The organism is Rhodococcus phenolicus, from assembly GCF_001646785.1.
GTDB classification, from domain to species: Bacteria; Actinomycetota; Actinomycetes; order Mycobacteriales; family Mycobacteriaceae; genus Rhodococcus; species Rhodococcus phenolicus.
The window spans coordinates 41,098-53,693 of sequence record NZ_LRRH01000062.1 but is presented as its reverse complement, the minus strand read 5'-3'; the positions used below and the strand labels follow the sequence as shown (position 1 = coordinate 53,693).

Genomic DNA, 12,596 nt, shown 5'->3' with positions numbered 1-12,596 from the left:
CCAGTTGGATGAGGGAAAGGTGCGCCGGTCGCGGCCGGATTTCCACCGCTGCACGGGTCTGCACTGTTACGCCAGTGCAACACTTTTCGCTGCAGGTCCTGACCTGCGCGTTTGCGCGGCGATCGCGGCGCGCGCTGCCACCTCCGCCAGGTAACCGCCGTCACACCCACACGCGGTCCCTCGGGATCCGCTTGCCGGATGGACACAAACCTCCGTCCTGGACGTGAACGGGTGTCCGATCGGCGCCCGAACCCGACGACCTTCCGGGACAGTGGGTTCATGAACCCATTCGACCTGAACCGTTCGCTGCGCGAGCAGTGGGAATTCCTTTGGAACCACCAGATCCGAACCAGGCTCGACGGCCTCACCGACGACGAATACTTCTGGTCACCCGTGCCCGACGCATGGAGTGTGCGACCGCGGGGCACATCGACAGCGCCGATTCAGGCCGGTTCGGGCGACTTCACCATCGACTTCGCGTTCGCCGAACCCGACCCGGCACCGTTCACGACGATCGCGTGGCAGCTCGGGCACGTCGTCGTCGGCGTGCTCGCTGCCCGCAATGCGTCGCACTTCGGTGCCCCACCGGCGTCGTACGACTCGTGGGAGTACGCGGGCGACGCCGCGACCGCCCTCGACCAGCTCGAAACGCAGCTCGGCGTGTGGCTGGCCGGTGTCCGGGATCTGGGCAACGACGGGTTGCTGGTCCCGGTCGGCGACAAGGAACCGTATCCGGAACTGACGATGGCGGATCTGGTGCTGCACATCCACCGCGAGCTGATCCATCACCTGTCCGAGGTTGCGTTGCTGCGCGACCTGTACGCGCACACGCATCGCGCTGCCCCGTTGGGGTGACCTCCCGAGCAGCCGGAAGATCCTCTCGCCCAACGGACATGAACGTCGATCCTGGACCTGCGCGGCTGTCTGACCGGCGCGTGAACCCGCCCTACGAAGGCACTACCCCCGCAACCCGATATTCCGTCCGCTCCCCCGGCGCGGAGATCTGGTCGACAACCCCCGCGACGACGAGGCTTTCGAGCACTGCGAGCACGACCGTCCAGTCCATGTCGAGCCGGCCGGCGAGCTCGACGACCGGCTGCGATTCGGTCCCGAGTGCTTCCACGATCAGGTTCGCGAGTTGTGATGATGCCGATATCGGTACCGGCACATCGGTGAATCCGCCGGGTCCGATCGCGGGCGCGGTGAGCACCGGGATTCGCTCGGTGATCGCAGATTCGGGCACAGCGTTGCTGGGCAGGATGCCTCGCCGCTCGAGCTCGTCCCACAATCCGGACATCGACTCGACCGGATCGAAGTAGTAGTCGGATTCGCGGATCCGCCAGAACCTCCACCCGGAGCGCTGTAGTTCCCGTTCCCGTTCGAGTTCTCGACGCTGCCGATCGGGGCTGGTGTGCCACCGGTCGCCGTCGCACGCGACCGCGAGTTTGCCTGCCATGCCGGTCACCACCAGGTCGATGAAGTGGCCGTTCACCTCGACCTGCGGGTTCACGTGGAATCCGCGAGCAGCGAGGTCGAGGAAGACCTCCTGCGCGAAGAGACTGCCGAACGCCTCGTGCCGCTCGTCGCGGGTCACCCCCTCCGGCATGGGCGGTGCGGGCATCGGGGAGGTGGACTGCATGTAGGTGAGCAGCGAGTGCCGGAGGTCCGTCGGCCGCAGCGTGTCGACGGTCCGCGAATGGAACAACCACAACTGGTCCTGCGCCCGCGACGCGGCGACGTTGAACCGCCGCTGGTATTCGGTCCGCGTCATCGCCGCGATGTTCTGTTCGGGCGCGACGACCATCGACAGGAACACCACGTGCCGTTCGTCGCCCTGGAAATCCGGGGGCGTACCGACGCGGAGCCGGCGTTCCTCCCACTGCTCGGGACCGAGTCTGTCCAGCAGTTCGTTCTGGATGGCGTCGACCTGCGACTGTCCCTGCAGAACCACCACACCGAACGTTTTCCCGTCGTACGCATGGTCGGCGAGGCACTGTACGAGAGTGTCGGCGAGAGCGCGGGCTTCGACACGGTTGGTCAACGACGAGTTCTGTCCGGTGACGACACCGCCCTCGACGAAGGTGGTGCGCAGCGGCGGTAACCGGTCGGCCCCGAACTGCCGCAACGGAACCAGCGGATCGTCCGCATAGAACTGGTCGCTGGACCACGCGATGATCTCCGGCATGGACCGGAAATGCTCTCGCAGACGGATGACGCTCCCGAACCGCGACCGCAGCAGCGAGAACATACTCGACCGCGGAGTGAAACTGTCGCGCAGGTACTTCGGGATGTCGGGCAGATACGAGTCGAGGCGGCTGAACACCCCGTCGAGCGCACCCAGCGACACCGCACTCGGCGCGCACTGCTTGTCGTCGCCGACCACGATGACGCGCGGCGCCAGCCACAGCAGGAACAGGCTGCTGATGTCGGCCTGGCTCGCCTCGTCGACGATGACGACGTCGAACGAATTCTGTTCGGCCGGAATCGAAGCCAGCACCTGCTGCAGCGGCATCACCCACGCCGGTACCGCACCCTGCGCGACCTGCATGGCTTCACGCGCCGCGGCCCGATAGCGCTCCGCGTACCGGCCGGTGCCCTTGCCGATGCTCACGACGTGGTCGCGGTACGAATGCAGCGCCTGGACCTGCTCGGCGGTCGTGCGGTCGAGGCACGCGCTCCACGACTTCTCCGCAGCGAGCTGCGCGGTGAGCCGCGCGATGTCCTGCTCGACTTCGTCGAGGTCGCGATCGAACTGTCCGTCGTCGCGGTGCTCGTGGTAGTCCCGCACCCATTGTTCGGCGCGACGCCACGCCCACGCTCGCTCGATGTCGGCGAGTCGGGCCGGCCATTCCGGTAGCGACGGGTTGTCGCCGATGGCGTGCGCCAGTGCCGGTGCGGCCTCGGTCAATCGCGCGTGCAGGGATACGAGTTCGAGCTCTTCACGGTGTTCGCCGGCGGCACGATCCCAGGCGTCCAGCGCTGTGTTGATGCCGTCGAAGTCCGCGTCGTGGAAGGCCCGTGCCAGCGCACGACCCTCGGGCGACGCGCCCCCGGCTATCTCGCCGCGCACGTGCATGCCGACGGATTCGAGCCAGGTCCTGCTCGCTTCCGCCGTGCCTGCCGCGGCGATGGCCCGCGCCGACTGCGCCAGGAATCGCGCCTGTTCGGCGCTCGCGATCCGCGGTGCACCGGGGTTGATCTCCCGCAACGCCAGCTCGACGTCCCGTGCCCGGGCGACGAGGTTGTCGACAATGGCGCGGTCCCGGGCGATGAAGGCCAGGGTGCCGACGGCACGGCTGCGCGACTCGTCGAGCGGGACGTCGATGCCGAGATCGTGGAGGATGATCGCCACCACCCGGACCGCGTCGAGGGCACGCAGGTGCTCGGCGACGATCCGGGCGGTGTGGGCGGTGGTGGCCGGGACCCCGTCGACGGTCGCGAGCTCACCGAGCTCCTCCACGGCGGATTGTTCGTCGCTCCTCCGGAACCGGGTGAAACCGGTACGCCACGTGTCCCCCGCATCCAGCTTGCGGGCGAGCGCGTCGTAGGCCTCGAAGGCCTGTCGCCCTGTCACCGGCGTCTCCACTGAGGTGGCGCCGACGAACCGGTCGGCCTCCTGTGCGGCCTGCACGAGGTTCGCCAACTCGGCGGTCTTTCCCCACAGGTGCTGTGCCCGACCCGACAGGACTGCGTCGGCCACGCGCTGGAATCGCGGGTCGAGTCGTTCCGCGTCCTGCAGGGCACCCTGCAGTTGTTCGCAGAGAACACGGACAGTGGCGAGCACATCGGGTGACGCACCGTCGAGTATCTGCAGCAGTCCAGGCATGTCACTGCCCGCCGCGGCGGACGGTGCCTGCGCGACCGCGTCACACGCGTACTGCAGTTCGCGTTGGGTGGGCAGAGACAGCTCCGGGAAGACCTGGAATCGGCGCCGGGCGCGGTCGACATCCGACCGCTGGTGATGTGAGAGAAGGACCTGGAATTCTTCGACGGTCAGCGGTGGTGTGTCGGTGAGGAGCGGAACGGGGAGCCATCCGTGCCGGGATTCCTGTGCCCGGACCTGACGGACGATCGACGCGACCGTCCCGCCGTAGCCGGCGGCGACCTCGGGGTGGGTGACCGTCTCCTGCTCGCGGTTCTGCCGGATCCGTTCGGTCAGCATCGCTCGACGGTTCAGCGCATCGTCGCGTTGCGTGGTGAGGTCGGCGATGCGCTGCGCCGCACGTCGCTGGTTGAATTGCGCTTTGCGGGTGGCGATCTCGCTGACGCTGCGGTTGAGCTCCTCGGACCCGCCGCGCGCCGCATCGGTCACCGACACGCACAGCTCCTGCAGTTCCGGCGGCAGCATGTCGCGGAGGACGCGCAGTGCCTGCGCCTTCTCGCTCGTGACCAGCACGCGTTGTCCACGCGCCAGCAACGCGGAGACGAGGTTGGCGATGGTGTGGGTCTTGCCGGTACCCGGGGGGCCTTCGACCACGACGCCGATGTCGCCGGTGAAGCGGTCGATGATGTCGCACTGCTCCTCGTTCGCGGGCAGCGGGAACAGCGGGTCGTCGGCGAGCCGGGCGGACGACATGCCGATGCGGTCGAGCCATGCGACACGGTCGGCCGGTTCGATCGCTTCGACGAGCTGTGCCAGGCCGAGCGGCACCGGGTTCGCCTCGTCGGCGACGGCCTCGGTCATGCGGGTGTAGTACTCGATGAGCGCAGAGGCGCCGCGTTTACGCAGCACCAGCGCGGGCGACGGCGTCAGGAATGCGCCGGACGACGGTGTTTCGTCGGCGCGGTCGACGACGTCGACGTGGAGGGTGAGCGCGCGGTCGGCCCAGTCCTTGAAGAACGCCCGGGCCGCGGGATCGACCGGTGACGCGACCTGGGTTGCCAGGGATTCGTGCAGGTTGCGGGTGGTGGAGGGCTCGAACACCTCGAGCCCGGTGAGGAGCTGGGTGTCTTCGAGCGACGGGCCGGCGTCGGGATTCAACCGGACCAGCAGGTCGCCGGACTCCGCGTGGCGTTCGACGACGGTGGACTGCGTGATCAGGTGAGTGCACACCCGCTCCCCTGCCACATCTGCGGAGAGCTGCAGCAACCCCGAGGCGACGACGAGCTCCAGCGACTCCGGTTGGGCTTCGAGGTCGAGCATCGCGCGCTGCAGGAAGGTGTAGAGCTCCGACGCGGGGCGGCGTTCGCGATCGGCGGCTGCCCAGGCCCGCCATTCCGTGAGCCAGGTGTCGAAGCCGTCGATACCGCCCGGGGCCTGCGGGTCAAGAGTCGGTTCGACGGTGGAATCGCCGATCGCCCCGTGCACATACATCGCGAGCACCTCGGGAGGTCTCGGTGGGTCTTCGAGCTGAACACGCCGCGCGCGGAGGACGACGTCGCCTGCCGCGGCATCCGCACTGAGGCCGACATCGAGGTTCCCCTCGTCCAGGGACAACACGGCACGGTGCTTGCCGAGGACTCGGACGGGCGCGCTGCGGGCCCTGACGAGCTCGGACAAGAAGGCGAGCAGGCGTTGCACGCGATCCCGCAGTTCGGGATCGTTCTCCCTCGACTCGGCACCCACTCCACTCACCCGCTTCCACCCGTCGACGGAAACGGGCAAGACCACCTTAGGAACTGTCACCGACACGTCCGTGTCCGGTCCCGCCGCACGCCGGTCGACCTGCCGCCGACACGGACAACCCGAGACCAGATCGTCGAGCCGACTCCCGCTTTGCCCGAATGCTACTGTCCTCCCCGGCGTTGAGCAGGGGGGGCACGATGCGCGACATTTTGAAGGTCGATCTGGAACGACTGGAAGTATTGGCCGGCGAGTTGGGGGCTCTCGCCAAGGACGCCGCGGCACTGACCGTCGGACCGGCGGCCGGGCCGCATGCCGCCGGGCCCGGCGGCATCATGCCGTCGGTGCTGGCCGCGTCGAGCATTTCCACCGACCTCTTGGACGCGGCACTCGTTCCCGCGGTCACCGAACGGTTCGAGGAAACCTCGAACGTCATGAGGTCGTCCATCGAGGCGTATCGCAACCGGGAGGACGACGCCGTCGCCGAATTGGCCGCGGCGTATCTGTCGTCGACGGGCGACTGGACCACGGAGACCGGCGCGTGAGCCCGACCAAGCAGCAGATCGACGAGTGGAACCCCGGCGCGCTGACCGCGCTCGCCGACGCGTGGTGCACGTTGGCGTCGTCGGTCGAGGGCCTGTTCGGGAAGTACGTGGAGTCGGTCGTGAAGGTCGAAGGCCAGTACTGGGAGGGCACCACGGCAGAGGCCGTGCAGGACCGTGCTTCCGACGACCACAAGACCGCGATCGGTCTCGCGGATCGAGTCGAAGCGCTGGCAGGCACTATGCGTCAGGGCTTCTACGCGATCGACGGACCGTTGCGGCGTGCCCGCGATCTCATCGCATCTGCACAGGAGCAGTGCTTCGTGGTCACGGACGGACTCGCGGTGCTCGATCCCGCAGAAGACCCGGACCGCGAACCGATCCGGGTCGCACTGCAGGAGGATCTGCTCATCGCAGCCCGGGCAGCGGAAACCGCCGACCGCGACCTCGAACAGAACCTGAACGCGGCGCGCGAGGACCTGCGGATCGTGTTCACGGCGGCCGCCGCGCTCGGATCCGATCAGGGGCGGCGCGACGCGGCCGCTCTGGCCGAGGGCACGTTGAGTCCGGAAGCGGTACGGCGGCTCGTCGAAGCCGGCGCGTTGACACCCGAACAACTCGCCGGCCTGCAGAGCGGGGCGACGGTCGCGATCCCGGCGTCGCAGATGGAGTACCTGAACACGATCAGCAGATCACTCGACGGTCGCGGTCCGGAGGAGATCGATCGCCTGGTGTCGAGTCTTCCCCCGGACGCGCGAACCGCTCTGTCCAACACCCTGCAGCTCATCTCCACAGACACCGTGACGGTCGCGACCGGCGGTGATCCCGAAGTGCCCACGCACGGCAGCCTCGACCTCCTTCCCGACGGCATCCGCGAGTCGCTGACACGCGACGACCTCGTCGTCAGGGACACCGTGTTCACCGGGGATCGCTTCTTCGCGAGCACCGAGTTGAACGGGGTCGCGGACAATCAGGCGATCGCCGGAATTGTCGCGGCCGGCGATGCCGACTACCGCAACGGGTCGGCGTTGGATCGCGGGCTCCTCGATGTCGGCCGGCAGTATCTCGACGCCCAGGTGGCGCATCTGCAGAATCCCGATGCGCAGTTCCGGATCTTCACCGCCGACGGCTCCGGATCCGACGACCTCACGCTCACCGAACCGATCTTCGCCGCGGTCGCCGATGATCGTGCCGCTGTCGAACAGGTCGTCACCGATCCGGGGCACGGCGGGGACTTCGTTCGCGACGTGCTGGTTCACCAGTGGCCCGACGACGGGAAAGCAGTGTCCGCATTGTTCGCGTTCGACGAAACCGAAAGCACGGTCGGCGACCCCGCCGACCCTGTCGACGTCGCGGATGCCGGCCGAAGTGGCGCGATCATGTCGGCGGTGGCTCGCGCCATGAGCGAAGAGTCGTCGTGGAAACTGTTGTCGAGCATCCCGGGGACCGACGGGGAATCGATCGGGCAAGTCAATGCGGACCTCGTTCGGTCGGTTTCCCATTCGATGAGCCCGTACATCCCCGCCCTTGCCGGCGCACATCCGGAGAACCTCCCCGGCTTCGACAGCTCCGGCTGGGCGGACCCGAAGGACAACAACAGCTTCCGCGGCTCCGCGAACGTCTTCGCGGCACTGAACACCGACGAGGAGGCCGGACGGCACTTCCTCGCTCGTGCCTACGCCGAGACTGCGGCAGCCGAGACACGGTACGGACAGGACCCGTACTCGCCCGGAACGACCGGAAATCTGACGACTGCCGGACGCCTCCTCGGGTTGAGCGACCGCGGTCTGATGCTGGCCACCCAGGACCGATTCCACGATCAGGCCGAGCAACAGAAGGAAATCTACGACCGGAAGTCCGCCGCCTACGACGCGGTGAAGGAAATCGGATCGTACGCGCTCGGGAAAACCCCGATCGGCGAGATCGTCTCGACAGCAATCGCAGCGGGCGGTGATCCGCTCAAGGAGATGTACATCGGCAAGGAACCGGAGCCCGAACAACAAGCCGAACTCAGCGCACCCAACTTCGAGGACCACTACTATCTTTCGCTTGCCGCCGCCGACGAGATCCCATTCGCGGCAGGGTCGAAATACGCCGATTACGTCGACAGCAACGGAAAACTTCTACCGTACGACGAGCTGCTGAGGACTGACGGCATCAACGGCGATGAAAGAAGACTGGAATGGGTCGTTCGCGAGATGTTCAACAAGTTGGGAGATCCCGAGAACGGACACGGCACTGCAATCAAGGATGGATACGACACGGTGGTACTCAACGATGGCTAGACGTCGAACAGCGATCCTTGCTGTAACACTGTGCATGCTCACCAGCGCTTGCACTCAAGCCTCCGACACTACTGTTCCGATGACGACCCGACCGACACCGGATCAAAACGTCCCCTACTCACAGGTGTGGTCCGCGGAACCCGGTATCGACCTGTTCGGCCGCGGCGCGGAACTCGTCCGCGCGTCGCTCGAAGCCGGTCAGTACGCCGCCCTCTACTCGATCGGCACCACATTCCCCGGCTACCTCGAGTCGTTCGGCGACCGCCGCCGCATCGACGGCTCGGAAATCTGGACCGACCTCGTCCCGAACGGTTCCGGAAACGGAGGCGCCGGCCCGTGGACCACTCGCTACCACATCGCCGATCTCACCGAGACCCCCACCGAAATCACCGCGGAAGTATGCGACGACGAGGACAAAACCACATCGGTCACCAGATCGGAACAATCGTGGGTCGGCTTCTCATGGGTGGTGAGCCTGCGCAACACCGGCGACACCCCCGGACTTCCCGGCATCCCGGACACTTCCCCGGAAACATCCGATCCCCGGGCACGGCGCGTCCCCGACTGGAACGTCTTCGACAGCTGGCGCATCACCCAGCTCCGCACCGGTGGACGAGACCGGAACACAGCGGCACCGGCATGCACCGACTGGTGGCTCCAACGCTATCCCGGCTCCACCACGGTGGACGGTTACGTCCATATACCGGCAGGTACGGTCACCCCAGGCCTCCCCGTCGCACAGCAATACCCCGAATGGATCGGACCCGCGCAACCGCAGTGACGGCATCGTCACGATGCGCCGACGGCATTTCGCTCTGTCGTTTCGGACTCGACCGGCGTTACCGTACGGGGAATTGCCGGACGCGAGGAGCAACATGACCGAGACATGGATCGACCGTCCGACCGCCGACATCGTCGCCGACCTCACGCCGGAGGAGAAGGCGTCAATGACGAGTGGTCTGAACTTCTGGTTCACCGAGCCGGTCGAGCGTGCCGGGATCCCGTCGATCATGTTGACGGACGGCCCGCACGGGGTCCGCAAGCAGACCGGTGGCGGCGACCATCTGGGTCTCGGCGACGCGGTGCCCGCGACCTGCTTCCCGCCCGCGGTGGCGTTGGGGGGCACGTTCGATCCCGAGCTGCTGGAGCGGGTCGGGGTTGCGCTGGGTACCGAGGCCCGTGCCGAGCAGGTCGGGGTCCTCCTCGGACCGGGTATCAACATCAAGCGAACCCCGTTGTGCGGACGCAACTTCGAGTACCTGTCGGAAGATCCTGTGTTGTCCGGGGCGCTCGGGGCCGCGTTGGTGCGCGGACTGCAGTCGCAGGGTGTGGGGGCGTCGCTCAAGCACTACGCGGCGAACAATCAGGAGACCGACCGGATGCGGGTCTCGGCGGACGTCGATCCGCGACCACTGCGGGAGATCTACCTGCGCGGCTTCCAGCGGGTCGTCGAGGAGGCGCAGCCGTGGACGGTGATGTGCTCCTACAACCGCATCAACGGCGTGTACGCGTCGGAGAACCGGTGGCTGCTCACCGAGGTGCTGCGCGACGAGTGGGGATTCGACGGTGTCGTCGTCAGCGACTGGGGCGCGGTCGCCGATCGGGTCGCTGCGCTGACGGCGGGTCTGGATCTGGAGATGCCGTCGACCGGCGGCCGCACCGACGCCGAGATCGTCGCCGCGGTACGCGCAGGCACCCTCGACGAGTCGGTGCTCGACACTGCGGCCGGGCGGGTCGTCGAACTGGTACGCAAGGCCGTCACCGGCGCGCAGCCGGACGCCACCTACGACGCGGACGCACACCACGCGCTGGCGCGGGAGGCCGCTGCGGCGTCGGTCGTGCTGCTGCGCAACGAAGGTGGCGTACTCCCCCTGTCCGCCGATACGAACGTCGCGGTGATCGGCGAACTCGCGCGCACGCCGCGCTACCAGGGCGCCGGGTCGTCGCGGATCAACCCGACGCGACTGGACAACGCCCTCGACGAGATCCGGACACTCGCGGCCACCGACGTGCCGTTCGCTCCGGGTTACGGGTCCGACGGCTCCGCGTCACCCGATCTGACCGCCGAGGCGACCGCGGTGGCCTCGGCAGCGGACACGGTGTTGTTGTTCCTCGGAGTGCCCGCCGAGCTGGAGTCGGAAGGTTTCGACCGCGACGACCTGGAACTGCCTGCCTCACAGGTGGAGTTGCTCGACGCGGTGGTCAGGGCGAACCCGGACACCGTCGTCGTGCTGTCCAACGGCGGCGTGGTCCGGCTGTCCGGTTTCGCGAACCGGGTGCCTGCGATCGTGGAAGGCTGGCTGCTCGGGCAGGCGGGCGGCGGCGGTCTCGCCGACGTGCTCTACGGGGTGGTCAATCCGTCGGCGCGACTGGCGGAGACCATCCCGCTGCGCATCGAGGACACCGCCGCGCACGGAAACTTCCCCGGCGAGCACGGCCGTGTCCGCTACGGCGAGGGCCTGCACGTCGGCTACCGGTGGTACGACGCCCGGCAGCTCGACGTGTCGTACCCGTTCGGATTCGGCTTGTCCTACACCACCTTCGAGTACAGCGACGCCACGGTGTTCGGCGACGACGGGATGACCGTGACAGTCACCGTCACCAATACGGGTGACCGGGCCGGCGCAGAGGTCGTGCAGGTCTATGTCGGTCTTCCCGGTTCCGCGGTGGCGCGGGCGCCCCGCGAGCTGAAGGGCTTCGCGAAGGTGCACCTGGCGGCCGGTGAGTCCCGGGAGGTGCGGATCCCGGTGCGTCGCGCCGACCTCGGCTACTGGGACACCCGCATCGACGCCTGGGTCGTCGAGGGCGGCACCTACACGGTCGAGATCGGGGCGTCGAGCCGTGACATCCGCGCCACCTCCACGGTCGAGGTGACCGGCGACGAGGTGCGGATTCCGTTGTCGCTGGATTCGTCGATCGGTGAGGTCCTGGCGGACCCGGTGGCCGCCGGCCTGGTGATGGAGGCGTTCGCATCGCTCACCGGGGACGGCGAGGCTCCGGCGCTGGATCCGAGCGTGCTGAAGATGGCCGCGTCGATGCCACTGAGCCGGATGGTCGGGTTCCTCGGCGACAGCTTCGATCGCGAGAAGCTTCGGCAACTGATCGACGCCGCGAACGCTGACAGTTGAAGGCGATCACCGTAGGGTGCGAGTCGTGTGGGTCGTTCGACCGACTGTGCACGACCACACAATGTGGTTGGTTCGGGTAGCACTGGCTGGGGGGCCGGCGTTCATACGATGACGGGCGGAGGAAGTACCGGTGACAGGTGGGGAAATATCGTCGGAGCCGACCATTTCGCTGCACGATCGAAGACCCGGCTCGATGGCGATAGACCCCGCGACCCACACGATCTACGTGGTGACGAGGGCCGGTATCGGCGGCGACAGCACGATCGACGTCGTCGATCCGGCCCGCGGCGGTGTTTCAGCGACGATTCCCGGCGTCGAGGACGCGACCGCCGTGACGATCGCACCGGACCACCACGAGCTCTACGTCGCCAACTACGCGCTGAAGACCGTCTCGGTCGTCGACACCCGGACGCGGGCGGTGACGGCCACGATCCCGGTGGAGAAGGAACCGTGGGCCGTCCGAGCCGATCCGTCGGCGAACGAACTGTATGTGATGACCGGGGACGAATTCACGGTCATCGACACCGTTCGCAGGGTCGTCACCTCGCGCTTCCGGATCGAGAACGAGTACCCGGAGGTCTCCCGGGGTTTCGCCGTGATCGCAGGACGACTGTACGTGCCGATTCCGATCGGCGGTGAACTCGACTGGGCCGGAGGGAAAGTCGCCGTCATCGATATCGCCACCGGCGGTGTGATCACCGATATCACCGTCGGGCGATCCCCCGATCTCGTCCTCGACCCCGCCGGTCCGACGATCTACGTCGTGAATCGGTACGACGAGACGATCTCGGTCATCGACCCCGTGACCGACACCGTCACCGGGCCGCACCCCGTCGAATTCGAGGGCGGCGGTGACTCGGCGATCGATCCGGCCCGGCAGACGCTGTACATCACGAACTTCAGCGCCGGCACCGTGTCCGAAGTCGACCTGGAATCAATGGAACTGGTGCGCACCCATCGGGTCGGTGATGCTCCGCGCAGCCCCGTCGTCGACCCGGAAACGCACATCGTCTACACGTCCGACGGTCCGTCCCGCAGCATCTCGATGATCGAGCCCGCGCCGGCGTGCCGCTGACAT

The 12,596-nt window shown here is 67.4% G+C and carries 7 protein-coding genes; 6 read left to right on the top strand and 1 reads right to left on the bottom strand.

Going from position 1 to position 12,596, the window contains the following annotated elements; all coding sequences use genetic code 11:
• Window positions 1-279 precede the first annotated feature (279 nt).
• Window positions 280-855: a DinB family protein gene (locus A8G15_RS18205; protein ID WP_068162593.1), complete on the top strand. Its 576-nt coding sequence runs from the start codon at window positions 280-282 to the stop codon at window positions 853-855.
• Between the two features lie 91 nt (window positions 856-946).
• Here A8G15_RS18205 and A8G15_RS18200 read toward each other — a convergent pair whose 3' ends face one another.
• On the bottom strand, window positions 947-5,521 hold the full coding sequence (locus tag A8G15_RS18200) for an AAA domain-containing protein (RefSeq protein WP_068162660.1): 4,575 nt from the start codon (window positions 5,519-5,521) through the stop codon (window positions 947-949).
• A 242-nt stretch (window positions 5,522-5,763) separates the two neighbouring features.
• Between A8G15_RS18200 and A8G15_RS18195 the strand changes: the two genes are divergently transcribed.
• From A8G15_RS18195 to A8G15_RS18175, 5 genes are all read left to right on the top strand, one after another.
• Window positions 5,764-6,108, top strand: coding sequence for a hypothetical protein (locus A8G15_RS18195; protein ID WP_068162590.1), 345 nt, complete (start codon window positions 5,764-5,766; stop codon window positions 6,106-6,108).
• Window positions 6,105-8,390 carry a TPR repeat domain-containing protein gene (locus A8G15_RS18190; RefSeq protein ID WP_068162587.1) on the top strand — a complete coding sequence of 762 codons (2,286 nt, stop codon included), beginning with the start codon at window positions 6,105-6,107 and terminating at the stop codon, window positions 8,388-8,390. The genes A8G15_RS18195 and A8G15_RS18190 overlap by 4 nt, the downstream gene beginning before the upstream one ends.
• Before the next feature lie 79 nt (window positions 8,391-8,469).
• On the top strand, window positions 8,470-9,171 hold the full coding sequence (locus A8G15_RS18185) for a hypothetical protein (protein WP_156665451.1): 702 nt from the start codon (window positions 8,470-8,472) through the stop codon (window positions 9,169-9,171).
• A 94-nt stretch (window positions 9,172-9,265) separates the two neighbouring features.
• Complete coding sequence (locus A8G15_RS18180) at window positions 9,266-11,518, top strand: glycoside hydrolase family 3 C-terminal domain-containing protein (protein WP_082899981.1); 2,253 nt, start codon at window positions 9,266-9,268, stop codon at window positions 11,516-11,518.
• A gap of 193 nt (window positions 11,519-11,711) precedes the next feature.
• A complete protein-coding gene (locus tag A8G15_RS18175; RefSeq protein WP_068162580.1) occupies window positions 11,712-12,593 on the top strand; it encodes a YncE family protein in 882 nt (293 codons plus the stop codon).
• Window positions 12,594-12,596 lie beyond the last annotated feature (3 nt).